Origin of the sequence: Streptococcus parasanguinis, assembly GCF_901875555.1 — a bacterium.
GTDB classification, from domain to species: domain Bacteria; phylum Bacillota; class Bacilli; order Lactobacillales; family Streptococcaceae; genus Streptococcus; species Streptococcus parasanguinis_H.
The window spans coordinates 42,272-67,482 of record NZ_CABFMD010000036.1; the positions used below are offsets into that span (position 1 = coordinate 42,272).

Genomic DNA, 25,211 nt, shown 5'->3' on the forward strand with positions numbered 1-25,211 from the left:
GAAGATTATGTACGAATACATTAAAGGAATCTTAACGAAAATCACCGCCAAATACATCGTGGTGGAAACAGCTGGGATCGGCTATCTCTTGCATGTGGCCAATCCCTATGCCTACTCTGGCAAAATGAATCAAGAGGTGCAAGTCTATCTGCACCAAGTGGTCCGTGAAGATGCTCACCTTCTCTATGGCTTTGCGACAGAAGAAGAGAAAAAGCTCTTTCTGAACTTGATCTCAGTCTCTGGAATTGGCCCAGTATCAGCTCTGGCCATCATTGCTGCTGATGACAATGCAGGCCTTGTCCAAGCCATCGAAAGCAAGAACATCACCTACTTGACCAAGTTTCCGAAGATCGGCAAGAAAACAGCCCAACAGATGGTCTTGGATCTGGAAGGTAAGATCAATCTTGACCTAGAAGATGCACCGGCTCAGACCAAAGCCAAAGCAGCAGAAGAAAACCAAGCCCTTGAGGAAGCCATGGAAGCCATGTTGGCATTGGGCTACAAGGCAACGGAACTCAAGAAAATCAAGAAATTCTTTGAAGGGACGACCGATACAGCAGAGAACTATATCAAGTCGGCTCTTAAGATGTTGGTGAAATAGGAGAAGTCTATGCCAAAACGTTGTGGCTGGGTTAAAATGAACAACCCGCTCTATGTAGTCTACCATGATGAGGAGTGGGGACGTCCCCTCCATGATGACCAAGCGCTTTTTGAGTTGCTCTGTATGGAGACCTACCAGGCGGGACTTTCTTGGGAAACGGTGCTCAATAAACGCAAGGCTTTCCGTGAGGCTTTTCATGGCTATCACCTTCAACATGTTGCAGAGATGTCGGATGAGGAGCTGGAAGCTTTGTTAGATAATCCAGCCATCATCCGCAATCGTGCTAAGATCTTTGCAACGCGTGCCAATGCTCAAGCCTTTTTGCAAGTCCAAGCAGAGTTCGGCTCTTTTGATGCTTATCTCTGGTCTTTTGTTGAGGGGAAAACCATCAACAATGATGTCCCGGATTACCGGCTGGCTCCTGCGAAGACAGCTCTTTCCGAGAAGTTTGCTAAAGATCTCAAAAAGCGTGGTTTCAAGTTTACGGGTCCCGTTGCGGTCCTATCCTACCTACAAGCAGCAGGCCTCGTCAATGATCACGAGAATGATTGTGAATGGAAAAGTGGAAATAAGTGACGTTAGATGACTAGAACATCAGAGAATATAGAAAAGAGGCTGGGACAAAAGTCCTAGCCTCTCAATTGTCTTTGGATTGTCGAGCAAGACGCAGTGGTTGAGTGGGCTCTACTACGCTGATTTCATCAGCTTTTACAGCCCTACTCAACTGTGCGGAGGTGGAACGACGAAATCGAATTCTAATGAATTACCGATTTCTGTCCCACTCTCTTATTTGCTATAGTCAAAGAGAATGACTTGCTTCTTTGCATCTACATACGCGTGGACTCCAAAGGGAACAATTGCTCTTGGTGTAGCATGGCCAACGTTTAGATTATAGACAATCGGGATATTGCTATCAATGGTGTCCATTAAAGCTTCCTTATAGTCGTCATAGAAGGTTTCATCCATAGGTTTTCCGACCAAGAGTCCACTAATGACTTCAAATATCCCAGTTTCTTTTAAAGCCTGCAACATTTTTTTAAAATCATCAGGTTCAGGCTTTTCTTGACTTGTTTCTAGCAATAGAATCTTTCCTTCCCAGTCGGATAAGTCAGGGAAAAGTTTGTATTTTTGGCAGAGGTCTGTACTATCTGCGTGTAGAGAGTTGTCAAAAATATCATAGAGAGACTCAAGACAACCACCGAGAATTTCTCCCTCAAACTGAGCATTGCCTTGTAACAAGTCAAAACCTGTATTTGCATGGCTGACATGAGGTGTTCCCAAGGCTTTGGGACTAAAATCAGTCCGTTCCTCATACCAAACGTCACTAGGGCGAATTTCTGAGATTCTTCCCGTCTCAATCAATTCTTTAAAGTAGTGGAGGCTATATGGCAACATTTCTTTGTCTAACTCACAAATGTCTGCTAGAAAGGATTGCCCGTAAAAAGTCTTGATTCCTAGTTTATGCAACATGAGATGGTTCATGGTCGTATCCGAGAAACCGAGAAAAATCTTTGGTTTGATAACCTTTTGTAGTTGGTCATTTTCAAAAAGATAAGGTAGCAAGCGATATGTATCGTTTCCACCAATGGCGCATAGGATCATGTCGATGCTATCATCAGAAAAGGCCTGAATCAAATCCTCTGCACGAGCTTCAGGATGTTCTTTGATAAAATCTAAGCCTTTTAGCGAATGAGGTAAAAAGATAGGATTGAGTCCGAGGTCCTTGAGACGTTGAATACCCAAGTCCACTTCGTGCTTGACAAAGTCTTCACCCATAGTCCCACTAGATAAACTTATAATACCAATAGTAGAAGTCATATATTATCCTCCTAGAAAAAATTGATGCTATTGTATCACAAAAGATGAGGGGAAACAACAAGAATTAGAGTCAGAAGAAAGCTTTTAGATTAAGAAAGTAGTAAAAAAGTAACCACTCGATATGGTTACTTCAGAATATAGGTAAGCTCTATCAACAATAGAAAATAGCCCTTTAGAAGTTGATTGCAACATAGTTAAAACTCTTAGGAATGCTGATGTAATGATATTTCTAAGAGTTTTTACTTTATACTCTAAAAGAAAAAGATTGAAGAAAGTTACTTAAAATGGACTTTATCTTCAATCTGTTTTTTAAATAATTTAGGAAATTGTGTTAAAATGAAATGAAAATTACGAATAGTATAAGTGGGAGGCACCATGAAGGCGGAAATTATTGCAGTTGGAACAGAAATTCTAACAGGACAAATTGTCAATACCAATGCCCAATTCTTGTCTGAGAAATTAGCTAGTTTAGGGATTGATGTCTATTATCATGTGGCGGTAGGAGACAATGAAGGACGTCTTTTAGCCACTATTGAAACGGCTTCAAAACGCAGCGATTTGGTGATTTTATGCGGTGGACTTGGTCCAACAGAGGATGATTTGACCAAGCAAACCCTTGCTAAGTTCTTAGGGAAAGAACTGGTTTTTGATCCGACAGTGCTTGCCAAACTTGACACCTTCTTTGCCAGTCGCCCTGATTATGTCCGGACACCCAATAATGAGCGACAAGCACAAATGATCGCTGGTTCAATCCCCCTTCAAAACCGTACAGGTCTCGCGGTTGGAGGTTTGATTGAAGTCGACGGAGTGACCTATGTTGTTCTACCTGGTCCTCCAAGTGAGTTAAAACCCATGGTCAATGAACAACTGGTACCTCATTTAACAACAGGAGAGCAGCTCTTTTCTAGAGTTTTGCGCTTCTTTGGGATTGGGGAAAGCCAGCTGGTTACGATCCTAGCCGATATTATTGAAGAGCAGAGTGATCCGACAGTGGCTCCTTATGCCAAGACAGGAGAAGTGACCTTGCGTCTGTCTACAAAGGCGAAAGATCAGGCAGAAGCAGATGCGAAGCTCGATGTCTTAGAAAAGGAAATCTTATCACGCCACACCCTGGATCATCAACCCTTGCAAGAGTTGTTTTACGGTTATGGAGATGACAATTCGATGGCCAAGGTTGCCTTTGATCTATTGAAACAGACTGGTAAGACCATTACAGCTGCAGAAAGCCTGACAGCTGGACTCTTCCAAGCGACTCTGGCAGATTTTTCAGGGGCGTCCAGCATCTTCGCGGGTGGTTTTGTCACCTATAGCCTAGAAGAAAAAAGCAAGATGTTGTCTATTCCAGCTCAAGAGTTGGAGCAACATGGAGTCGTGTCTCATTTTACAGCCCAAGCCATGGCGTCACAGGCCCGTAAGTTAACAGGATCCGATTATGGTGTTAGCCTGACCGGAGTTGCGGGACCAGATAGCCTAGAAGGGCATCCGGCAGGGACCGTCTTTATCGGACTTGCGACTCCAAGTGGAGTGGATAGTGTCCAAGTCAATATCGCCGGACGTAGCCGGGCGGATGTCCGCGAAATTGCAGTCCTTCATGCCTTTAATTTGGTGCGCCTGGCTGTATTAAATGGTGAAAATTTGGTATAATGAAGCTTGTGCCAAATGAAGAATGATTCTACAAATGGACAGGAAATGAGCCTTTCAAATGACGGAAATCGTTGGTGAGTGGAGTGTATTTCCTGTATAGTAAAAAATAGGAGAAAAGAATGGCGAAAAAACAGAAAAAATTAGATGAGATCTCTAAGAAATTTGGAGATGAGCGTGAAAAAGCGCTCAATGATGCCCTGAAGTTGATCGAAAAGGACTTTGGTAAAGGATCAATCATGCGTTTGGGCGAACGCGCGGAACAAAAAGTACAAGTGATGAGCTCTGGTTCATTGGCACTTGATATTGCCTTGGGTGCTGGAGGCTATCCAAAAGGTCGGATCATCGAAATCTATGGTCCAGAATCATCAGGTAAAACAACCGTTGCCCTCCATGCAGTAGCTCAAGCACAAAAAGAAGGAGGTATTGCTGCCTTTATCGATGCTGAGCATGCCTTGGATCCGTCTTATGCGGCCGCTCTTGGGGTCAATATTGATGAGCTCCTCTTGTCTCAACCAGACTCAGGGGAACAAGGGCTTGAAATTGCTGGTAAATTAATCGACTCAGGTGCCGTTGATTTGGTAGTTGTCGACTCTGTTGCAGCCTTGGTACCTCGTGCGGAAATCGATGGTGATATTGGAGATAGCCACGTTGGTTTGCAAGCGCGGATGATGAGCCAAGCGATGCGCAAACTTGGAGCTTCCATCAATAAAACCAAGACCATTGCCATCTTTATCAACCAATTACGTGAAAAAGTAGGGATCATGTTTGGGAACCCTGAAACAACACCTGGTGGTCGTGCCCTTAAATTCTACGCTTCTGTTCGTTTAGATGTTCGTGGAAATACCCAAATTAAGGGGACTGGGGACCAAAAAGATACCAATGTCGGTAAGGAAACCAAGATCAAGGTTGTGAAGAATAAGGTGGCTCCACCCTTCAAAGAAGCCATGGTTGAAATCATGTACGGGGAAGGAATTTCACGTACGGGTGAATTGCTGAAAATTGCGACCGACCTCGATTTGATCCAAAAAGCCGGCGCCTGGTATTCATACAATGGCGAAAAAATTGGTCAAGGATCTGAAAATGCTAAGAAATTCTTGGCAGATCACCCAGAAATTTTTGATGAAATTGACCACAAGGTTCGGGTTCATTTTGGGTTGATCGAAGAAGACGAAACAGTGAAACCCCTTGATAAAACTGAAGAAGAAGCTCCTTTTGCAGAAGAAGTAACACTAGATTTAGATGATGCGATTGAAATTGAAGATTAATTTTTTTCAAAATAGGTCGCTAGACTGATGGTTTTTGTGTTATAATTTAATACGATAGTAATATCGTGTAGCGAAAGGAGTGCATGCATGATTAAAATTTATACAGTGTCAAGTTGTACTAGCTGTAAGAAAGCAAAGACTTGGCTCAACGCTCATCAGCTAACTTATAAAGAACAAAACCTCGGTAAGGAAGGGATCACCAAAGAAGAGTTATTGGATATCCTTACAAAGACTGAAAATGGAGTGGCAAGTATTGTCTCTTCAAAAAATCGTTACGCTAAAAATCTAGGAGTGGATATCGAAGACTTAAGTGTCAATGAAGTGATCGATATTATTATGGAAACACCTCGTATCCTTAAAAGTCCGATCTTGGTAGACGATAAACGCCTCCAAGTGGGTTACAAAGAAGACGATATTCGTGCTTTCTTACCACGCTCCGTTCGAAATGTAGAAAATGCAGAAGCACGGATGCGTGCAGCACTTTAAAGCGATAAAAAATCAGGAACAGCTTGTTTCTGATTTTTTCTTGTTCAAAATAGGAATGGATAGTAGTTTACTGCGCCAATTTATGAAATCTGTGATACAATATTTTAGAAAACAATAACTAGTAAGGAATGAAAAATGAAAAGAAAAATCTTCTTATTGGGTGCACTTGCCTTGTTTTTGACAGGTTGTGGCCCTAAAAAACAAGTGAAAACACCAAGTTCAAGTGACCAAAAAGCGATCAAAGCGAAGGCAGAACAGTTGCAAAAAGATAATAAGAGTATCTTGCAAAAGGCTGAAGAAAATCAAGTAGTCACACGAACCTTTGTCTTTCCAAAAGATGACAAGGGAACACAACAGACGCAAATCGTAACCTACGTGGGGAACACCTTTAAAAAGTTGCAGACTATCAATGTGACGGCAACCGATGAAGAATTGAAAAAAGGGATCCAACAGGTTGGAGTTGAGGAAGCGCAAAAGCAATTGAGAGAATCCTTCAACAAGGATGATGCCTTTAAGGAAGCTTTGACAGTGCCAGGTTTCACAGCTGATTTGACCTTGGAAAATGAGAATGAATACAAGGTGACTATCACCTACGACTTTGAAGCAATGGATGTGAAGAAAGCTGAAGGCATGACTTACTTTAAAAACAATCACTTGCCGGAGTTGTTGAAGCTGACACCAAGCCAATTTGCAGACAATCTCATCCATGCTGGAGCGAGTGAGCAAAAATAAAAAAACAGTTTAGCTAAAATAGCTTAAAAATGCTTGAAAAAGCCGTAAAATCAAGGACTTGACCGTTGTGGAAAACCTTTGATTATGGTATAATGGTAGTATTCTAAGGAAAGAGGGTGTTCTTGTGGGATTTACAGATGAGACAGTACGTTTTAATCTTGATGATTCAAATCGTAAGGAAATTAGCGAGACCTTGAAAGATGTTTACTTGTCACTGGATGAAAAAGGCTACAATCCAATTAATCAAATCGTAGGATACGTACTCAGTGGGGATCCTGCCTATGTACCTCGTTATAATAATGCACGGAACCAAATTCGTAAATATGAACGAGACGAGATCGTTGAGGAATTGGTACGTTATTATTTGAAAGGGCAAGGAATAGACCTCTAATGAGAATTATGGGATTGGATGTTGGCTCAAAGACCGTTGGGGTTGCTGTGAGTGATCCTCTCGGCTTTACAGCTCAAGGTCTTGAAATCATCCAAATCGATGAAGATAAAAAAGAATTCGGTTTGGAGCGCTTAGCCGAATTAGTAGCTCAATACAAGGTGGACCGTTTTGTTGTGGGTTTGCCGAAAAACATGAACAACACTAGCGGACCGCGTGTGGAAGCCAGTCAGGCTTATGGCACGATGATTGCTGAAAAGTTTGGCTTGCCAGTCGACTACCAAGACGAACGGTTGACGACAGTTGCTGCAGAGCGGATGTTGATTGAGCAAGCAGATATTAGCCGTAGCAAACGCAAAAAAGTCATTGATAAGTTGGCGGCGCAGCTCATTTTACAAAATTATTTAGATCGCAATTTTTAGAAAGAAAACGAGGAAGAATAGTATGGCACATGATCATAACCACGACCATGAAGAACGTGAATTAATCACATTGGTGGATGAACAAGGAAATGAAACCTTGTTTGAAATTCTTTTGACCATTGATGGTAAAGAAGAATTTGGGAAAAACTATGTCCTTTTGATCCCTGCTAATGCAGAAGAAGATGAAAACGGTGAAGTTGAAATCCAAGCTTATTCATTTACAGAAAACGAAGACGGCACAGAAGGCGACCTTCAACCAATCCCAGAAGACTCAGATGCAGAATGGGATATGATCGAGGAAGTCTTCAACAGCTTTATGGAGGAGTGATACAGTCTGGGAGACTGTATCACCTCAACTCCTAGAAACTAGAAAGAGTTGAAACGTCCGGGGGACGTTTTTAGCCCAGCTCCTAGAAACAAGAAAAAGCAGGAAATTCCGGGGGATGTTTTTACCCTTGCGCAAGAAATAAAGCCCGCAAGTAAGTCCAATGGACCTGCTGTAAAAATGAGAAAGAAATAACTACAAAAGAAAGGAGCGCAAACGTCAGAAGAGGTTTTGTCGCTTTTTTCTTTTAGGAGGAAGATGTGAATAAGATTGAGCAATGGATGAATAGTCGGATCGGTTTGAATTTTCGGTCTGGCTTGGATCGTATGGAACAGGCGGTAAGACTTTTAGGGAGGCCGGATAAGGCTTACCCGATCCTTCATGTGACGGGAACCAATGGGAAGGGATCCACAATCGCCTTTCTGCGTCAATTGTTGATGGCTCACGGAAAGAAGGTTGGGACCTTTACCTCTCCTCATATGATCAGTATCCATGATCGGATTTGTATTGGGGACAAGCCGATTTCGGATGAAGATTTCACTCGGATTGGTCAAGAAGTCCAACAAATGGAGCAGACCCTACTCAAAACTCAGGACCAACTCTCTTATTTTGAGATTATTTGCCTCATGGCTCTCTTGTATTTTAAGGAACAAGCTGTGGACGTGGTCTTATTGGAAGTTGGCATCGGTGGACTTCTAGATACCACCAATGTGGTGACAGGAGAGATCGCAGTGATCACTTCGGTTGGCCTGGATCACCAGGAAACACTGGGAGGGACGATTGCGGAAATCGCCCAGCAAAAGGCAGGAATTTTTAAACAAGGTAAGAAAGCAGTGGTGGGCCCCTTATCTGATGAAGCTGCAGTCATTTGTCAAGAAAAAGCGGAGCAGTTGGATGTGGATCTCCACACCTTCCAAAAAGATTTTGGCTTAGAGCAGGATCGTTTTTGGAATGAAAACGTGGACCTTGTCTTGCCCTCTCTTGGCTTGAAGGGTGATTACCAACGGGAAAATGCTGCAGTAGCTCTGGAGACCTTCCTCCTTTACATGGAAGGTCAGCCTCAAGCAGTAGATCTGGATATGATCAAGCTTGCTCTGCAAGAGACACGGTGGCCAGGGCGCTTAGAATTAGTTGGTGACAAGGTGTATTTGGATGGAGCCCATAATCCTCATGCCATGGTGCGTTTGATCGAGTTTGCAAAAAGCTTAACTGGGAAACGCGTGAAGATTTTATTTGGAGCCCTCAAACGAAAAGATTATAGTGGAATGCTGGAAACACTTCAAGCTGGGTTACCAGAAGCTGAATTAATGTTGACGACCTTTCATTACGGAGAAGTGGTGGCCCATGGCGATCGACAAGACCTGCCCTATGTAGCTGACTATAAGGCCTATATCAAAGAATTTATGGATCAGAGTCGTCCAGAAGAAGTCTTATTTGTGACAGGATCCTTGTATTTTATTGCAGAAGTAAGGGCATTTTTATTAGAGGGTTAAACAATTGACCTAAAGATTTTCTTGGCGTATACTGGTGGTAAATAGTGTACGGTTATAGTGAAAGGAGTCGATCTTAATGAAAAAAATCATGTCTATACTGACCTTGGCAGTAGCCCTTTTCCTGACTGCTTGTAGTCAGCAAGAACAAACGCCAAAAGCCTCAAGTAGCGTTAGCTCACATTCATCTGAGACAGTGGCTTCGACCAGTGAAAAGTCAGAGCAAGGGGTTTCCATAGATGGAAGCTATCGAGGACAGGATGAGGAGAATACAATTCTACTGGTGGTGACGGGTCAAAAAGGCACATTTACAGTGCAAGATGATGATGGCGAAGAAGAGACTAAAGAGGTCAGTATTGATCCGGTCAATCAATCTATGCGTATAGGGGATGAGCCCTATCGCTATCGGATCGAAGGGGATCGGTTATCGCTAGAAGATTTGGAGCAAGCAGAGGATGATCAAGGGATTATCGTTTTGACCAAGCAATAAGGGACGAGACAAGAGAGAGTGGGACAGAAATCGGTCATTCGTTAGAATTCGATTTCGTCGTCCCACCACCGCACAGCTTCAACAGTCTGGGAGACTGTTGAAGGTTGCAGATAAAGGAAACATAGTTTCCGTCAACATAGGGCATCTTTGAAGCTTAAAAAGCGAACAAAGACTTAGGATACTTGCTTCGCAAGTTCTATCCGCCACCTCAAAGCAGTGCTTTGAGCACTCAACCACTACGTCTTGCTCGACAATCCAAAGATAATTGAGAGGCTAGGACTTTTGTCCCAGCCTCTTTTTGTTTGTCAAGAAGGGGTTTGGTTGGTCGTTGCATCGGGTAAAAAGAATTGTTATACTAGTAGAAAGAAAAAAGGAGGATGCTGTGACCTTTCGAAAATTACGTCTTTTAATGTCCAAGTATGGATTTAGTATTTTGTTTATGGGCTTCGAACTGTGGGTATCCTTTGCGGCCTTCTTTTGGCTCAATAAATGGTTCCCTCATTGGCTATCAGTTGCGGTCATTGGGCTCTTATATGTGTCGACGATCCTAGCTATTGTTAACCGCAATACCCCTCCCGAAAATAAGGTGACTTGGCTCTTGATTGCGGTTATTCCTGTCTTTGGATCTCTCTTATATCTCATGTTTGGCGAGCGTCGTTTGTCCAAGAAGGAAATGATCCAGCTGAAAAATATGGAATCCATGAAGTTTAGAGAGGATAACAGCCAGCAATTGCGTAAGGAGCTCAAGAAAGAAAGCAAGGCAGTCTACGGCTTGGTCAAGTCTATTTTATCCATGGACCACAATGCGGATCTCTACAATGGGACGGCGTCAACTTTTTACCCTCTAGGGGAGGATATGTATGAGCAATTACTAGAGGATCTGAGAGCGGCGAAAAAATTTATCTTCATCGAGTTTTACATCATTGATGAAGGCTTGATGTGGAACAGTATCCTAGAGATATTAGAGCAGAAAGTGAAAGAGGGGGTCGAAGTCAAACTCCTTTATGACGATATCGGCTGTATGGCAACCTTGGCTGGGAACTATACCAAGCGATTGAGAAAGATGGGGATTGATGCCCATAAGTTTAACAAGGTGATCCCCCGTCTAACAGTGGCTTATAACAACCGGGACCACCGCAAGATTCTGGTCATTGATGGGCAGATCGGCTATACGGGTGGTGTCAATTTGGCAGACGAGTATATCAACCACATTGAGCGGTTTGGTCACTGGAAGGACAGTGCCATCCGCTTGGATGGACGAGCTGTTAAGGCCTTAACGCGACTCTTCCTCATGAACTGGTACATCAACCGTGGGGAAATTGAGGATTTTGACCGCTATCATATTGAAAACAAGGCAGTCGAAGGCGAAGGGCTCTACATTCCCTATGGGAGTGGACCAAAGCCGATTTACAAGTCGCAGGTCGGAAAGACGGTTTATCAAAATATGATCAACCAAGCGACAGATTACGTCTATATCACGACTCCTTATTTGATCATCGATTATGATTTGACAGAGGATATCCGCAATGCAGCCCTTCGTGGGGTGGATGTTCGCATCGTGACCCCGCATATTCCGGATAAAAAATTAATCCAAATTGTTACGCGTGGGGCTTACCTGGATCTGATGGATGCTGGTGTGAAAATCTATGAGTACACACCTGGTTTTGTCCACAGTAAGCAAGTTCTTGCAGATGATGAAATGGCGGTTGTGGGATCGATTAACTTTGACTACCGTAGTCTGGTCCATCACTATGAAAATGCGGTCTGGATGTATCAAACGCCTGCTCTGAAAGAGATCCGGGCGGATTTTGATCACATCTTTGAAGTATCCCAAGAAATCACTGAAGATACCTTCCGCTTTACATGGCACCAAAGCTTAATCAAGGAAATTATGCAATTGTTCGCACCGATGCTGTAAATGTATTAAAACGAGAATCAGAGTCAGGAATCGAGATGCCTGACTCTTTTTCCATAGGACTATGTGGCAAGAGGCTGACAGGGTCGGCAGAATTTGGTATACTAGAAAAGATAATGGGCTTTTTTCTAAAAGGAAAGAGCAGAGGAACATGGAAGAAAAGGAAAAAGAATGAGCGAAAAAGAGCAAGAAATGACTTCTAAAAAGTTAGGGCTTCACGTGGGAGATAGTTTTCAGGATACACGTGAAATTCGCGAAGTGCTAGACAAATCAGTCTTTCGTGAAGAAGAACCGACTCATAGCCAACAGGTAGAAGTCTTGGAGGAGCCGGTTGCAATGGAGGCATCAGAGTCCATTAGTGATGCCAAGCCAGAAGCAGTAGCAGAACCTACACAAGAATCAGAACAGAAAGCGGAGCAACCACTCAGTCGGATGAGTCGCCGTTCTCGTAAATCGGGAGTTGAAGCGACAAAAGCGGAAGCATCTAGCATAGAAGAGAATACGGAAGAGTTAGAAGCGGATGTGGCAGTTGAGCCGATCCGTCGTCAATCCAAGCGTCCAGTGCCTCTAACGATTCCTTTTGTGTTGAGTCTTTTGATTAGTTTACTGCATGTCGGTGTGCCATTTTTAACCCGTTTTGCAACCGATCAACAATCGCAAAACTTGTATGCTGGCTGGGCAATGACCAAAGGTCAAGTCCCGTTTGGTGATTTTTACGGAACCAATGGTCTCCTCTATTATGCGATCAACTGGTTGGGAAGCTTGGCGGGTGGACATTGGATCTTGATGCTCCTCCAAGCGATTGCCCTCTTCTTTGCGGGTACTTATCTCTATCGGGTTGTGCGCCTGTTGGTGTCTGATAAAGATACAGCCAAGAATGTCCAGTTACTCTTTTATTTCTTGGTGCTAGGCCTTGGTTTTGGAGGGACTTATGTGACCTTCTTTAGTCTTCCAATCCTATTTGCCAGCATGAATTTCATTTTGGCTTATCTGATTGGTCATCGTAAGGATGAAGGCTTTATCCTTTATGGTGCGATCGCAGCTGTTGCTTTCTTGATTGATCCGATGACCAGTGCCCTGTTTTATTTGTTGGCCTTCCTTGGATTAACAGCCTTTAATATTAAGCAGAAGAGATGGGCACGTGGTTTTTATCAACTGCTGGCAGCTCTCCTTGGTTTTTCACTCGTCTTTTATCCAATTGGCTATATCACCGTTTTGAATCAGACTTTTGGTTATGCCATTAACCAAGTGACCTATGTCTTTAATGCCTTGAATTTTACTAATGGACAGACCTTCAGTAATGTCATTTATTACGGCCTGTTGGCGCTCGCCCTTGGTCTGGTCTCTGCCTTTTTGATGTCCTTTACCAAGCAAAGTAGCAGTGCTCGCCGAATCTTCCGCTTTATAGGATGGGCAGGTAGCTTGGTAGTCCTTATCGTGTCGATTGGTCTTCCGGAACAAGGGGCTTACCAATTGTTACCGATGTTGCCATTTGTTCTTCCTTTGTTTGCGATCTGGTTCTCACGAGATGGGGAAGAAAACGATGGGATCGAACGTCGTGGTCGGAAGAAGAAAAACAAGGAAATTTGGGCCGCTTACTTTACGAGCCAAGTTTTTTTACCACTAGTAGCCCTTATCTATCTGTTGGCGAATCCAGTGGTTCAAGATGTCGTGCTTCAGTCTGGCCAATCCAGTGAACGGAGCGCTATCGCTAGCTACATTCATAACCACAGCAAGACCAAAGATAGCGTCTATGCTTGGGATACGACAGCTACTCTCTATCAAGAAAGCGATCGTTTGGCAGCTTCTGCCTTATTGACACCGACGTCTTATCTGGGGATTAATGAAAACCGGACCAATGTTACCCAACAAATCGATCGGTCTGAACCCAAGTATATTGTGGTCAACAATCAGGTAGAGTTGACCTCCAAAATGAAAGACTTGCTCAAAGAAAATTATCGTCTAGTTGAGAAGAAATACCATTATTTCAAACTCTATCAACGCTCTTAAGAAAATCAATATCTTGTGCTTTAGAAAGTTTTTTATAAAATTTTCCACAAGATATTGATTTTTATTTTTGGAGTGGTATAATACAACTTGTATGTAAATAAATGAAAAGAGGCATGTTTGGTATGATCACCTTGAGAGAAGAACAACTGAGAATGGCTCCTGATATTTTTGTTGAAAAACGAGATGGCCGTCGTGTTCCATTCAATGTTGAAAAAATTTATAAAGCCTTGTTAAAGGCCACAAAAGAAGTAACTTCTCTCACACCGGTGATGGAAGCCAAACTAGAGGCCATTGTTGACCGCATTATTGCAGAAATCTTGGAGCGCTTTCCAAATGGCGTGAAGATCTATGAAATTCAAAATGTCGTCGAACATGAATTGCTTCAAGCCAATGAATATGCGATTGCTGAGAGCTATATCACTTACCGAACCCAGAGGGATTTTGAGCGCTCAAAAGCAACCGATATCAACTTTACGATTAGCAAACTCCTCAACAAGGACCAAGCGGTGGTGAATGAAAATGCCAATAAGGACAGTGATGTTTTCAACACCCAGCGTGATTTGACAGCAGGGATCGTTGGTAAGTCGATTGGTCTTAAAATGTTGCCCAAACACGTAGCCAATGCCCACCAAAAAGGGGACATCCACTACCATGATTTGGACTATAGCCCTTATACACCGATGACCAACTGCTGCTTGATCGATTTTGAAGGCATGCTGAAAAATGGCTTTAAGATCGGGAATGCAGAAGTAGAAAGTCCTAAGTCTATCCAAACTGCAACGGCACAGATCTCGCAGATTATTGCCAATGTGGCCTCTAGTCAGTATGGTGGCTGTTCAGCAGACCGGATCGATCAAGTCTTGGCTCCTTATGCAGAAAAGAACTACCAAAAACACTTAGCGGATGCCAAAGAGTGGGTACTTCCTGAAAAGCAAGAGGACTATGCTTGGAGTAAGACTCAAAAAGACATCTATGATGCCATGCAATCGCTAGAATATGAGATCAATACCCTCTTTACGTCAAACGGGCAAACTCCTTTCACTTCGCTTGGTTTTGGACTTGGAACTAGCCGTTACGAACGGGAAATCCAAAAAGCGATTCTGAAAATCCGGATCAAGGGACTGGGTTCGGAACACCGAACAGCCATCTTTCCAAAATTGATTTTTACCCTCAAACGGGGACTCAACCTAGAGCTTGGAACACCCAACTATGATATCAAGCAATTGGCCTTAGAATGTGCTACTAAGCGCATGTATCCCGATGTCCTCTCTTATGACAAGATTGTGGAATTAACAGGCTCTTTTAAGGTACCCATGGGCTGCCGTTCTTTCCTTCAAGGATGGAAGGATGAAAATGGCGTCGAAGTCAATTCTGGCCGGATGAATCTTGGCGTTGTGACGGTCAATCTTCCTCGGATCGCTCTTGAATCAGAAGGGAACAAAGAAAAATTCTGGCAAATCTTTAATGAACGAATGAACATTGCTGAAGATGCTTTGGTTTACCGGGTGGAGCGCACCAAAGAAGCGACATCAGCCAATGCGCCGATTCTCTACCAATATGGGGCTTTCGGGAAACGCTTGGGTAAATATGATCAGGTAGATCAGCTCTTCCGTCATCGCAGAGCGACTGTTTCACTTGGTTATATCGGACTCTACGAAGTCGCAACCGTCTTTTATGGCCCAAATTGGGAACACAATCCAGAAGCCAAACAATTCACGATCGATATCATCAAGGACATGAAAGCGCGCGTGGAAGAATGGTCTGACCAGTATGATTACCACTTCTCCATTTATTCGACACCGTCAGAAAGCTTGACAGACCGCTTCTGTCGCCTGGATACGGAGAAATTTGGGAAGGTTCCAGATATCACAGACAAGGAATACTATACCAATAGTTTCCACTACGATGTCCGCAAAAACCCAACCCCATTTGAGAAGCTGGATTTTGAAAAAGTTTATCCAGAAGCTGGGGCGACTGGTGGCTTCATCCACTATTGTGAGTATCCTGTGCTCCAACAAAATCCAAAAGCGCTTGAAGCGGTTTGGGATTATGCCTATGACCGGGTCGGTTATCTCGGAACCAATACGCCGATTGACCGTTGTTACAAGTGTGATTTTGAAGGAGATTTCACGCCTACTGAGCGCGGATTTGCTTGTCCAAATTGTGGCAATAGCGATCCAAAAACGGTCGATGTGGTCAAACGGACCTGTGGTTATCTAGGAAACCCTCAAGCTCGCCCGATGGTCAATGGCCGTCATAAGGAAATCTCGGCGCGTGTCAAACACATGAACGGATCTACTATCAAATCAGCTGGACACCAAGTAACAGATTAGAAAAGGACATTATGGGAAAATACCAATTAGACGATAAAGGCAAGGCCCAGGTTCAACGATTCCACGAAAAGCATTCGACAGGTGGAGTCAATAAAAAAGACCGCGTGGCTAGCCTGAGAGAACAATTTTTAAAAAAGGCTAAGAAAAAATAAAAGTGAGAATTCTCACTTCATATTGAAGATGAAATTCTCAGTAGATTCTTAAAAAAGTTTAATAAATAAGTGTCGACTCATTGATTCAGTATTTATTAAAAATGATTGTTTATATTGTGAAGTGAGAGTCCGCTCTCACTTTTCTCTTATGGGGGAGGTAAAGATGAAATTACGCAGACCAACTCTAGCGGATAAAGAGGCCATTCTAAATATGATGACAGAGTTCGAAGAGACCCGATCAGCGCACGACGGTGGCTTTTGGGATGCTGATGATTTTGTTTATGAGGAGTGGTTGGAAAGTAATCGTGACATGGAAATGGGGCTAGGAATTCCGGAAGGTTGGGTGCCTGCTGTTCAGTTAGTCGCTTTTGCAAGAGACGGTCAAGCGGTTGGCTTTCTCAATTTCCGCTTGTGCCTGAGTGCTTATCTCCTGGAGGAGGGTGGCCATATCGGTTACTCCATCCGCCCTTCTGAAAGAGGTAAGGGCTATGCTAAAGAGGCCCTCCGCCAAGGTTTACAAGTTGCTAAGGAAAAGAATATCAAACGAGCTTTGGTAACTTGTAGCACAGAAAATCCTGCCAGCAGAGCTGTTATCTTAGCTAATGGCGGTCAATTTGAGGATGTTCGAAATGGAACGGAGCGCTATTGGATAGAGGTGGACTAGAAGGATGACATGGAATACACCAAAACCAGGAGAGTGGAAGAGTGAAGAACTGAGTCAAGGGCGCATCATCGACTACAAGGCTTTTAACTTTGTGGATGGAGAAGGTGTGCGCAATTCTCTCTATGTAGCAGGTTGTATGTTTCACTGCGAGGGCTGTTATAATGTTGCGACCTGGTCTTTCAATGCAGGCATTCCCTACACCAAAGAGTTAGAGGGGCAAATCATGGCTGATCTGGCCCAACCCTATGTTCAGGGCCTGACATTGCTTGGTGGGGAACCTTTTCTCAACACCGGCATCCTGTTGCCCTTGGTCAAGCGTGTGAGAAAAGAGCTACCCGACAAAGATATCTGGTCTTGGACCGGTTACACTTGGGAAGAGCTGATGCTGGAAACGCCAGACAAATTAGAGCTTCTCTCGCTGATTGATATTCTGGTCGATGGGCGCTATGATAAGAGCAAACGCAACCTGATGTTGCAGTTTCGTGGTTCATCCAACCAGCGGATTATTGATGTTCAACAATCTCTCAAAGAAGGAAAGGTCGTCATCTGGGACAAGCTCAATGATGGCAAGGAAAGTTTTGAGCAGGTCAAACGAGATGATCTTTTGTAGATCTTCACAAACCGGGTTTTTCACTCGGTTCAGATTGAAGACAAAGTCATCTTAGAAACTTCCTTTAGGTGAGTACGGACGTCAGCGAACTTCGAAGAAGTTCCATGACTTAGTTTTGAACCTAAAGTTTCAAAACTCCCAAGCGCTAGAAACAATAGTGTTTCTAGCGCTTTTCTCACGGCGGAAAGTTTCAGTAGATGATTGAATAAGACTAAAAAGTATCTCATTTTAATTTGTTAGGCATCCATTAACTTGTTTGATGTAAAAAACAGCTTGTCTACATTCTCAAACCGGGTGTTTCACCCGGTTTTTTTGAATTCTCCGATAAGTAGGCAAAAGATTTTGTCGCTTTCAGAAAGCGCTTACTTTCCAAATGTCCATAATGGACAAAAAAGTGATAATTAATGCATTTTTTGCTAAAAATATGTTACAATAAATATGATTAGGACTAATTGGAGGTATTTATGTCACAAAGGAGACGGAGTCGTCGTTCAGAACATAAGTGGGGGCAATTGCGAATCGTTAATTCCGTATTGCTTATTTTTTTGCTTATAACCGCAAGTTGGGCGACCTATACCATGTTGGCCAATAACATCCTGGCTTTTCGCTATGTTAATGTTCTCGTGATGGTACTACTAGCTCTTCTCTTGCTCTTGTCAGCTTGGTTTGTGATCAAAAATCAGGCCAAAAAGACAACTTTGGTCCTGCTTCTTGTCGGCTTATTGGCTAGTTCAGGAGTTTTGTTTGCTAGTCAACAGCTGCTAAATCTGACGAGTAATGTCAATGGCCATTCTAACTATACAGAGTTTGAGATGGCTGTCTATGTCAAGAAAGATAGTGACATCAAAGATATCAAAGAGATTAAAGAAGTTACGGCGCCCAAGGGCAACAACAACGAAGCCAACCTCACGGCTCTCTTAGACAATATCAAAAAGACGAAGGGTCAGGATATCTCTGTAGTAGATACCCCAACCTATCTCGATGCCTATAAGAGCTTGCAAGAGGGAAATGCCTCAGCGATTGTGCTTAACAGCACCTTTGAGGATACCATTGCTGCTGAAGATGCTGACTATGCGAAAAAATTAAAGAAAATTTATTCTTATAAAATTCGAAAAGAAGTAGCAGCAACCAGCAAAGTGTCTGCCAATGCAGATGTCTTTAACATCTATGTCAGTGGGATTGATACCTATGGCCCGGTCACTTCAGTTTCTCGATCAGATGTCAATATCATCATGACCGTTAATCGGAAGACCAAGCAAGTCTTGTTGACCACGACGCCGCGGGATGCCTATGTACCGATTGCAGATGGTGGTAACAACCAAAATGATAAGTTGACCCATGCAGGGATCTACGGTGTGGATGCATCCATTCATACTCTTGAGAATCTCTATGACATCAAGCTCAACTACTATGTTCGCCTTAATTTCACGTCTTTCCTCAAGTTGATTGACCTTCTAGGGGGAATCGATGTGGAAAACGACCAAGAATTTACGAGTCTTCATGGCAAGTTCCATTTCCCAGTCGGAAAGGTACATTTAAACTCAGAGCAAGCACTTGGCTTTGTTCGGGAACGTTATTCTCTTCAAGGTGGTGACAATGACCGTGGAAAAAACCAAGAAAAAGTCATTGCGGCCATTATCAAAAAGTTGACCTCTACCAAGGTCTTAAGCAACTACAATGAGATTATCGGAAACCTCCAAGATTCCGTCCAAACCAATATGCAGTTGCCAACTATGATGAACTTGATCAATACCCAGCTAGAAACGGGTGGTTCTTATGAGGTGACTTCACAAGCGATCACTGGTCAAGGACGAAATGACTTGCCGTCTTATGCTATGCCTGGTTACAACCTCTATGTCATGGAGTTGGATCAAGCCAGCTTGACCAAGGCCAAGGAAACCATCCAAAAAGTTATGGAAGGAAAAGAAAAATGATTGATATCCACTCACACATCGTCTTCGATGTGGATGATGGACCCAAAACCAGAGAAGATACGCGTGCTCTCTTGACAGAAAGTTATCGTCAAGGGGTGCGGACCATCATCTCTACTTCGCATCGCCGCAAGGGTATGTTTGAAACCCCTGAGGAAAAAATTTCAGAAAATTTTCAAGAAGTGAAAAAAATCGCGGCAGAGGTAGCGCCAGATTTAACGATTCATTACGGGGCAGAGATCTACTTTACCAATGATGTCTTAAAAAAACTAGAAGAAAAGATCATTCCCAGTCTGGCAGATACGCGCTTTGCTCTGATTGAATTCAGCATGGGAACGCCCTATAAAGAAATCCACACAGCCTTGGATCGCCTGCTTCATCTCGGTATTACGCCGGTGGTAGCCCATATTGAACGCTACAATTGTTTGGAGAAAAATGAGGAGCGCGTGCAAGAGATGATTGACATGGGCTGCTACATGCAGATCAATAGTTCCAGTGTTCTCAAGCCTCGCCTCTTTGGAGATGAGCAAAAACGCCTCAAAAAACGGGCTCGCTATTTCTTAGAAAAAGATTTGGTACATTTTGTAGCCAGTGATATGCACAATCTAGATAAACGACCACCCTATATGGCAGAAGCTTATCGCTTGATCAAGGAAGAATACGGCGAAAAACGGGCAAAAGACCTCTTTGTCAACCATCAACAGCTCTTGTTAGCAGATGAATTAATCTAACCAGGAAACAGGTGGAGAGATCCACATGAAGGAGTAATTAGGAAATGAACAATCAAGAAAATCAAGCAGTGGAAATTGATGTTTTCGCTATGCTAAAGACCCTATGGAAACGCAAGTTTTCAATCATTTTGGTCGCTCTGGTTTTTGCCATTGCTGCATTTGGCTACAGTGCCTTTTTAGCTAAGAAAGAATACCAAAGTACTAGCCGGATCTACGTGGTCAGTCGCCAAAACCAAGACAACAATGCCTTGACAAACTCTGATTTGCAGGCGGGTTCTTACTTGGTTAAGGACTACCGTGAGATCATTCTTTCTCAAAATGTTTTGACGCAAGCCATTGAAGAATTGAAACTTGATATGACACCTGCTGAGTTGTCGAAAAAGATCAGTGTGTCTGTTCCAACAGATACTCGTATTCTTTCGATCACGGCTAAGGATGGAGATCCAAAAGAAGCGGCCCGCATTGCCAATGGCCTTCGAAATGTAGCAGCTGAAAAGATCATCTCTGTGACCAAGGTGTCAGATGTTACGACCTTGGATGAAGCAGAAGTACCTCAATCACCTTCTTCACCAAATATCCGACGCAATGTCCTTCTTGGCTTTATTGCTGGTGCTGGCTTGATGGTGGTTCTTATGGTCGTAGTAGAGGTCTTGGACGATCGTGTCAAGAGACCAGAAGATATCGAAGAGTTGATGGGCCTAACCTTACTTGGTATTGTGCCAGATATTAAGAAACTGTAGACTGGGGATCGCATGAATACGTTAGAAATTTCAAAAAACAAATTACAAGAAATTCGGAAGGCAGAAGAGTACTTCAATGCCCTTGCGACGAATATCCAATTGAGTGGGGTGGACTTGAAAGTCATCACCATCTCATCTGTTCAAGAAAACGAAGGGAAATCAACCACTTCAACCAACTTGGCCGTTGCCTTTGCGCGTGCGGGTTACAAGACCCTTTTGGTCGACTGTGATATCCGGAACTCTGTCATGACAGGGATTTTCCGTAGCCGTACTAAGATCCAAGGCTTGACCGACTTCTTATCTGGTCGTAGCCAATTGGACCAAATCATGTATGCGACTGATTTTCCAAACTTGGATATCATCGAGTCTGGACAGGTGGCGCCAAACCCAACGGGTCTCTTGCAAAGTAAGAACTTCACTGTGATGATGGATGCCTTGCGTGAGCATTTTGACTACATCATTGTCGATACGCCTCCAATCGGGGTCGTGATCGATGCGGCGATTATCGCCCAACGCTGTGATGGAACTGTCTTGATCACAGAATCTGGGGCCAATGGACGCAAGGCGGTCCAAAAGGCTAAGGAGCAATTAGAACAAACAGGCACCCCTTTCTTGGGAGTAGTGCTCAATAAATTTAACATTAAAGCTGCTGAGTATGGTTCGTATGGTGGATACGGATCCTACGGGGAGTACGGGAAAAAGTAAAGAATAGGATTGAGGGAAAATGGGAGAAGAAAGAATCGAACTGGAAAAATTAAATATTGTTCTCTTTCAAAGTTTGGCTGCCCTGTTTTCGGCTTACATTGTAAGTCTTTTTAAGGATGCTGAATACACGTCTCAGACGATCGCCATTCTCTATCTCTTACATTTTGTATCCTTTTACATTAGCAATATTGCCTATCGTTTTTATAGCAGGGGTTACCTGGATGAGCTCTTTCAGGTCTTGAAATACAATGTGTTTTTCGCTGTTGGGATCACCTTTACCTCTTTTATGCTCGATGGGGTCTTTTCCATCTCTCGTCGGGGGATGATCTACTTCTTTCTTTTTAATACGTTTTCTGTCTATATTATGGATCTCTTGCTCAAGAAATACCGGAAGTCTGTTTCACCGCGACGGAAAAGTTCGAGAAAGATCTTTTTGATCACAGCGACTAGTCGGATGGAAAAGGTATTTGATATTCTGCATTCACCCAACCTCTATCATGGAGAACTAATCGGTGTCACTGTCATGGATGATACGACATTTGATCATGCAGGTGTGCGTGTCATTCAGCCAGATCAAATGTTGGCCTTCGTTACGAAGGAAGTAGTGGACGAAGTATTTATTAATCTTCCAAGTGAAGATTACAATATCAGTGAATTGGTTTCGGAGTTTGAGAATATGGGGATTGATGTGTCGGTCAATCTCAATGCCTTCAATTTTGCCCCTTTAGGGAATAAAAGAGTGCAAGAAATTGGAGGACTAAGCGTCGTTACCTTCTCTACCAATTTTTACAAGCCGAGTCACGTCTTTGCCAAACGACTCTTAGACATTGTAGGAGCCCTCTTTGGTCTCTTGATTTGTGGCCTCGTAAGTATTGTCTTGGTTCCTCTGATCCGCAAGGATGGCGGACCTGCCTTCTTTGTGCAAAAACGAGTCGGTAAGAACGGACGCTATTTCAATTTTTACAAATTCCGCTCCATGCGTGTCGATGCCGAAGAGATCAAAAAAGATTTGATGTCACAAAATACCATGACAGGTGGCATGTTCAAGATGGAAAATGATCCGCGGGTAACGCCGATTGGACGTTTTATCCGTAAGACCAGTCTCGATGAATTGCCCCAATTTTACAATGTTCTGATCGGTGATATGAGTCTGGTCGGGACTCGTCCCCCAACGGTCGACGAATACCAAGAGTATACGCCAGACCAAAAACGTCGCCTCAGCTTCAAGCCGGGGATTACGGGCCTTTGGCAGGTGAGTGGACGCAGTGAGATTACGGACTTTGACGAGGTTGTCAAACTCGATGTGGCTTATATGGATGGTTGGACGATCTGGAGAGATATTCAGATCTTGCTCAAGACCGTGAAGGTTGTACTTAGAAAAGAAGGAGCGAAGTAGGGAAATCCCTACTTCGTCCTTTCCATGTTAGGAGAAAAATGACACAATCAATTTATATCGTTGGATCCAAAGGTATTCCAGCAAAATATGGTGGTTTTGAGACCTTTGTTGAGAAGTTGACAGAATTCCAACAAGACAAAGATATCCAGTATTATGTAGCTTGTATGCGGGAGAATTCAGCAAAATCAGGAATTACTGCAGATACTTTCGAGCATAACGGCGCAATCTGTTACAACATTGATGTCCCTAATATCGGTCCTGCGCGTGCCATTGCTTATGATATCGCAGCTCTCAATAAGGCTATTGAAATGGCTAAAGAAAATAAAGATCAAGCTCCGATCTTTTATGTCTTGGCTTGCCGGATTGGTCCTTTTATCTCAAAAATTAAAAAGAAAATCAAAGCCATCGGTGGGACCCTCATGGTCAATCCAGATGGTCATGAATGGCTTCGTGCGAAATGGAGCCTTCCAGTCCGCAAGTATTGGAAGTTTTCTGAGCAACTCATGGTTAAACATGCTGATCTGTTAATCTGTGATAGCAAGAACATCGAAGCTTATATTCAGAAGGATTACGCTAAGCATCAGCCGCAAACGACCTATATCGCCTATGGAACGGATACAAGCAAGTCTCTCCTGAGTAAAGAAGACGAGAAGGTACGGACCTGGTATGCGGACAAGCAAGTCTCCGAAGGAGATTACTATCTTGTCGTGGGACGTTTTGTCCCTGAAAATAACTATGAGGCCATGATTCGTGGTTTTATGCAGTCCAATTCCAAAAAAGATTTTGTCCTGATTACCAATGTGGAACAAAACAAGTTCTATGAACAGTTGCGTAAAGATACTGGATTTGATCAAGATCCTAGAGTGAAGTTTGTAGGGACTGTCTATGATCAAGAATTGCTCAAATACATTCGTGAACATGCATTCGCTTATTTCCATGGTCATGAGGTAGGTGGGACTAATCCGTCCCTTCTTGAGGCGCTCGAGTCTACTAAACTCAACCTCTTGTTAGATGTTGGTTTTAACCGGGAAGTCGGTGAAGAGGGGGCGCTTTATTGGAAGAAAGACCAATTGGCACATGTCATTGATCAGGCTGAACAATTGGATGATCAAGCAATCGAAGTTCTCAATCAAAAATCAAGTAAGCGGATTGCTCAAGCTTTCACTTGGGAAAAGATTGTTACAGACTACGAGAAAGTATTTAAAGGTTAATCATGCAGAAAATTTTATATCTCCATGCGGGTGCCGAAATGTATGGCGCTGACAAGGTATTGTTGGAGCTGATTAAAGGTTTGGATAAAGATGCTTTTGAGGCACACGTTATCTTACCCAATGATGGTGTCTTAGTTGGTGCATTGGAAGAGGTCGGTGCTAAAGTAAAAGTGATCGATTATCCAATCTTACGCCGGAAATATTTTAATCCCAAGGGAATTCTTGAGTACTTTGGCTCTTATAACCGATATTCTAAACAAATTGCCAAGTATGCCAAAGAGAACGGGATTACCCTCATTCACAACAATACGACGGCGGTGCTTGAAGGAATCTACCTAAAACGTAAGTTGAAACTGCCTTTGATTTGGCATGTCCATGAAATCATCGTCAAACCAAAAGCCATTTCAGACTTTATCAACTTTTTGATGGGGCGCTATGCGGATACGATTGTGACAGTTTCAAATGCTGTAGCCAACCACGTCAAACAGTCTCGCTTTGTAAAAAATGAACAAGTTCAAGTGATTTATAATGGGGTCGACAATGCCGTCTATCAGGTGATGGATGCTAGCGCTGTTCGTGATCAGTTTGGAATTGCGCAGGATGCCTTGGTGATCGGTATGGTTGGTCGAGTGAATGCTTGGAAAGGGCAAGGTGACTTCCTAGAAGCTGTGACGCCAATCTTAAAAGCCAATCCAAAAGCAGTAGCCTTTCTAGCAGGTAGTGCATTTGAGGGGGAAGAGTGGCGCGTGGATGAGTTGGAAAAAGCTATTTCAGACTCTCCAGTAGCTGGACAAATCAAGCGAATTGACTATTATAGCCAGACGACAGAACTCTATAATATGTTTGATATCTTTGTCTTGCCAAGTACCAATCCAGATCCACTGCCAACAGTTGTTTTAGAAGCCATGGCTTGTGGCAAGCCTGTAGTGGGTTACCGTCATGGCGGTGTTTGTGAAATGGTGAAAGAAGGTGAAAATGGCCTTCTTGCCACTCCAAATCAGCCTGCAGAACTGTCGAAAGCAATTCAAGAATTAGCGGATAATACCGAGAAGCGAGAACAATATGGCATGGCCTCTGTCAAACGTCAAAAAGAACTCTTTTCATTACAAAGTTATATTGGGAATTTCTCGGAGTTGTATAAGAAATACTAAG

At 43.2% G+C, this 25,211-nt stretch carries 25 protein-coding genes; 24 read left to right on the top strand and 1 reads right to left on the bottom strand.

Annotation, left to right across the window (positions count from 1 at the left end; genetic code table 11):
• Nucleotides 1–7: 7 nt before the first annotated feature.
• Both ruvA and JX304_RS09800 read left to right on the top strand, forming a co-directional pair.
• Nucleotides 8–601 (top strand): Holliday junction branch migration protein RuvA, encoded by a 594-nt coding sequence (ruvA, locus tag JX304_RS09795; RefSeq protein ID WP_205012402.1) that lies wholly within the window; start codon nt 8–10, stop codon nt 599–601.
• A 9-nt stretch (nt 602–610) separates the two neighbouring features.
• Nucleotides 611–1,177 carry a DNA-3-methyladenine glycosylase I gene (locus tag JX304_RS09800; RefSeq protein WP_205012403.1) on the top strand — a complete coding sequence of 189 codons (567 nt, stop codon included), beginning with the start codon at nt 611–613 and terminating at the stop codon, nt 1,175–1,177.
• 210 nt (nt 1,178–1,387) lie between these two features.
• Here JX304_RS09800 and JX304_RS09805 read toward each other — a convergent pair whose 3' ends face one another.
• The gene (locus JX304_RS09805) at nt 1,388–2,419 is read right to left on the bottom strand and encodes a S66 family peptidase (protein WP_205012404.1); all 1,032 of its coding nucleotides are present in this window, start codon (nt 2,417–2,419) and stop codon (nt 1,388–1,390) included.
• A 375-nt stretch (nt 2,420–2,794) separates the two neighbouring features.
• Here JX304_RS09805 and JX304_RS09810 point away from each other — a divergent pair, with 375 nt between their 5' ends.
• From JX304_RS09810 to JX304_RS09915, 22 genes are all read left to right on the top strand, one after another.
• Nucleotides 2,795–4,063: a competence/damage-inducible protein A gene (locus JX304_RS09810; RefSeq protein WP_205012405.1), complete on the top strand. Its 1,269-nt coding sequence runs from the start codon at nt 2,795–2,797 to the stop codon at nt 4,061–4,063.
• A 119-nt stretch (nt 4,064–4,182) separates the two neighbouring features.
• Nucleotides 4,183–5,328 (top strand): recombinase RecA, encoded by a 1,146-nt coding sequence (gene recA, locus JX304_RS09815; RefSeq protein WP_205012406.1) that lies wholly within the window; start codon nt 4,183–4,185, stop codon nt 5,326–5,328.
• A gap of 87 nt (nt 5,329–5,415) precedes the next feature.
• Nucleotides 5,416–5,814 carry a transcriptional regulator Spx gene (gene spx / locus JX304_RS09820; RefSeq protein WP_003009108.1) on the top strand — a complete coding sequence of 133 codons (399 nt, stop codon included), beginning with the start codon at nt 5,416–5,418 and terminating at the stop codon, nt 5,812–5,814.
• A gap of 135 nt (nt 5,815–5,949) precedes the next feature.
• Entirely contained in the window at nt 5,950–6,546 is a 597-nt protein-coding gene (locus tag JX304_RS09825) for an SP0191 family lipoprotein (RefSeq protein ID WP_205012407.1), read from the top strand.
• Between the two features lie 124 nt (nt 6,547–6,670).
• Nucleotides 6,671–6,937, top strand: coding sequence for an IreB family regulatory phosphoprotein (locus JX304_RS09830; protein ID WP_003002070.1), 267 nt, complete (start codon nt 6,671–6,673; stop codon nt 6,935–6,937).
• On the top strand, nt 6,937–7,356 hold the full coding sequence (gene ruvX, locus JX304_RS09835) for a Holliday junction resolvase RuvX (RefSeq protein ID WP_003014525.1): 420 nt from the start codon (nt 6,937–6,939) through the stop codon (nt 7,354–7,356). Before JX304_RS09830 ends, ruvX begins: the two co-directional genes overlap by 1 nt.
• Nucleotides 7,357–7,378: 22 nt before the next feature.
• Entirely contained in the window at nt 7,379–7,684 is a 306-nt protein-coding gene (locus JX304_RS09840) for a DUF1292 domain-containing protein (protein ID WP_003001941.1), read from the top strand.
• A 257-nt stretch (nt 7,685–7,941) separates the two neighbouring features.
• Nucleotides 7,942–9,174: a bifunctional folylpolyglutamate synthase/dihydrofolate synthase gene (locus JX304_RS09845; protein ID WP_205012408.1), complete on the top strand. Its 1,233-nt coding sequence runs from the start codon at nt 7,942–7,944 to the stop codon at nt 9,172–9,174.
• A 76-nt stretch (nt 9,175–9,250) separates the two neighbouring features.
• Entirely contained in the window at nt 9,251–9,661 is a 411-nt protein-coding gene (locus tag JX304_RS09850; RefSeq protein WP_205012409.1) for an SP_0198 family lipoprotein, read from the top strand.
• 382 nt (nt 9,662–10,043) lie between these two features.
• Entirely contained in the window at nt 10,044–11,579 is a 1,536-nt protein-coding gene (cls, locus tag JX304_RS09855) for a cardiolipin synthase (RefSeq protein ID WP_205012410.1), read from the top strand.
• Nucleotides 11,580–11,747: 168 nt separating this feature from the next.
• Nucleotides 11,748–13,586, top strand: a complete 1,839-nt coding sequence (locus JX304_RS09860; RefSeq protein WP_205012411.1) for an MFS transporter — start codon at nt 11,748–11,750, stop codon at nt 13,584–13,586.
• 122 nt (nt 13,587–13,708) lie between these two features.
• Nucleotides 13,709–15,919 carry an anaerobic ribonucleoside-triphosphate reductase gene (gene nrdD, locus JX304_RS09865; protein WP_205012455.1) on the top strand — a complete coding sequence of 737 codons (2,211 nt, stop codon included), beginning with the start codon at nt 13,709–13,711 and terminating at the stop codon, nt 15,917–15,919.
• A gap of 11 nt (nt 15,920–15,930) precedes the next feature.
• Complete coding sequence (locus tag JX304_RS09870; RefSeq protein WP_009731858.1) at nt 15,931–16,071, top strand: hypothetical protein; 141 nt, start codon at nt 15,931–15,933, stop codon at nt 16,069–16,071.
• Between the two features lie 163 nt (nt 16,072–16,234).
• Nucleotides 16,235–16,735: a GNAT family N-acetyltransferase gene (locus JX304_RS09875; protein ID WP_205012412.1), complete on the top strand. Its 501-nt coding sequence runs from the start codon at nt 16,235–16,237 to the stop codon at nt 16,733–16,735.
• Nucleotides 16,736–16,739: 4 nt separating this feature from the next.
• Nucleotides 16,740–17,345, top strand: coding sequence for an anaerobic ribonucleoside-triphosphate reductase activating protein (gene nrdG / locus JX304_RS09880; protein WP_205012413.1), 606 nt, complete (start codon nt 16,740–16,742; stop codon nt 17,343–17,345).
• A 464-nt stretch (nt 17,346–17,809) separates the two neighbouring features.
• Nucleotides 17,810–19,279: an LCP family protein gene (locus JX304_RS09885; RefSeq protein WP_205012414.1), complete on the top strand. Its 1,470-nt coding sequence runs from the start codon at nt 17,810–17,812 to the stop codon at nt 19,277–19,279.
• Nucleotides 19,276–20,007 carry a capsular polysaccharide biosynthesis protein Cps4B gene (gene cps4B / locus JX304_RS09890; protein WP_205012415.1) on the top strand — a complete coding sequence of 244 codons (732 nt, stop codon included), beginning with the start codon at nt 19,276–19,278 and terminating at the stop codon, nt 20,005–20,007. Before JX304_RS09885 ends, cps4B begins: the two co-directional genes overlap by 4 nt.
• A gap of 44 nt (nt 20,008–20,051) precedes the next feature.
• On the top strand, nt 20,052–20,747 hold the full coding sequence (locus tag JX304_RS09895) for a Wzz/FepE/Etk N-terminal domain-containing protein (protein ID WP_205012416.1): 696 nt from the start codon (nt 20,052–20,054) through the stop codon (nt 20,745–20,747).
• A 12-nt stretch (nt 20,748–20,759) separates the two neighbouring features.
• The gene (locus JX304_RS09900) at nt 20,760–21,452 is read left to right on the top strand and encodes a tyrosine-protein kinase (RefSeq protein WP_205012417.1); all 693 of its coding nucleotides are present in this window, start codon (nt 20,760–20,762) and stop codon (nt 21,450–21,452) included.
• A 19-nt stretch (nt 21,453–21,471) separates the two neighbouring features.
• Nucleotides 21,472–22,848 carry a sugar transferase gene (locus JX304_RS09905; protein ID WP_205012418.1) on the top strand — a complete coding sequence of 459 codons (1,377 nt, stop codon included), beginning with the start codon at nt 21,472–21,474 and terminating at the stop codon, nt 22,846–22,848.
• A 38-nt stretch (nt 22,849–22,886) separates the two neighbouring features.
• Complete coding sequence (cps2T, locus tag JX304_RS09910) at nt 22,887–24,059, top strand: beta 1-4 rhamnosyltransferase Cps2T (protein WP_205012419.1); 1,173 nt, start codon at nt 22,887–22,889, stop codon at nt 24,057–24,059.
• A 2-nt stretch (nt 24,060–24,061) separates the two neighbouring features.
• Entirely contained in the window at nt 24,062–25,210 is a 1,149-nt protein-coding gene (locus tag JX304_RS09915) for a glycosyltransferase family 4 protein (RefSeq protein WP_205012420.1), read from the top strand.
• Nucleotide 25,211 lies beyond the last annotated feature (1 nt).

Coding starts and splice junctions, on each gene's coding strand:
- ruvA (WP_205012402.1), top strand. CDS start 8: ATGTACGAATACATTAAAGGAATCTTAACGAAAATCACCGCCAAATAC.
- JX304_RS09800 (WP_205012403.1), top strand. CDS start 611: ATGCCAAAACGTTGTGGCTGGGTTAAAATGAACAACCCGCTCTATGTA.
- JX304_RS09805 (WP_205012404.1), bottom strand. CDS start 2,419: ATGACTTCTACTATTGGTATTATAAGTTTATCTAGTGGGACTATGGGT.
- JX304_RS09810 (WP_205012405.1), top strand. CDS start 2,795: ATGAAGGCGGAAATTATTGCAGTTGGAACAGAAATTCTAACAGGACAA.
- recA (WP_205012406.1), top strand. CDS start 4,183: ATGGCGAAAAAACAGAAAAAATTAGATGAGATCTCTAAGAAATTTGGA.
- spx (WP_003009108.1), top strand. CDS start 5,416: ATGATTAAAATTTATACAGTGTCAAGTTGTACTAGCTGTAAGAAAGCA.
- JX304_RS09825 (WP_205012407.1), top strand. CDS start 5,950: ATGAAAAGAAAAATCTTCTTATTGGGTGCACTTGCCTTGTTTTTGACA.
- ruvX (WP_003014525.1), top strand. CDS start 6,937: ATGAGAATTATGGGATTGGATGTTGGCTCAAAGACCGTTGGGGTTGCT.
- JX304_RS09840 (WP_003001941.1), top strand. CDS start 7,379: ATGGCACATGATCATAACCACGACCATGAAGAACGTGAATTAATCACA.
- JX304_RS09850 (WP_205012409.1), top strand. CDS start 9,251: ATGAAAAAAATCATGTCTATACTGACCTTGGCAGTAGCCCTTTTCCTG.
- JX304_RS09860 (WP_205012411.1), top strand. CDS start 11,748: ATGAGCGAAAAAGAGCAAGAAATGACTTCTAAAAAGTTAGGGCTTCAC.
- nrdD (WP_205012455.1), top strand. CDS start 13,709: ATGATCACCTTGAGAGAAGAACAACTGAGAATGGCTCCTGATATTTTT.
- JX304_RS09870 (WP_009731858.1), top strand. CDS start 15,931: ATGGGAAAATACCAATTAGACGATAAAGGCAAGGCCCAGGTTCAACGA.
- JX304_RS09875 (WP_205012412.1), top strand. CDS start 16,235: ATGAAATTACGCAGACCAACTCTAGCGGATAAAGAGGCCATTCTAAAT.
- nrdG (WP_205012413.1), top strand. CDS start 16,740: ATGACATGGAATACACCAAAACCAGGAGAGTGGAAGAGTGAAGAACTG.
- JX304_RS09885 (WP_205012414.1), top strand. CDS start 17,810: ATGTCACAAAGGAGACGGAGTCGTCGTTCAGAACATAAGTGGGGGCAA.
- cps4B (WP_205012415.1), top strand. CDS start 19,276: ATGATTGATATCCACTCACACATCGTCTTCGATGTGGATGATGGACCC.
- JX304_RS09895 (WP_205012416.1), top strand. CDS start 20,052: ATGAACAATCAAGAAAATCAAGCAGTGGAAATTGATGTTTTCGCTATG.
- JX304_RS09900 (WP_205012417.1), top strand. CDS start 20,760: ATGAATACGTTAGAAATTTCAAAAAACAAATTACAAGAAATTCGGAAG.
- JX304_RS09905 (WP_205012418.1), top strand. CDS start 21,472: ATGGGAGAAGAAAGAATCGAACTGGAAAAATTAAATATTGTTCTCTTT.
- cps2T (WP_205012419.1), top strand. CDS start 22,887: ATGACACAATCAATTTATATCGTTGGATCCAAAGGTATTCCAGCAAAA.
- JX304_RS09915 (WP_205012420.1), top strand. CDS start 24,062: ATGCAGAAAATTTTATATCTCCATGCGGGTGCCGAAATGTATGGCGCT.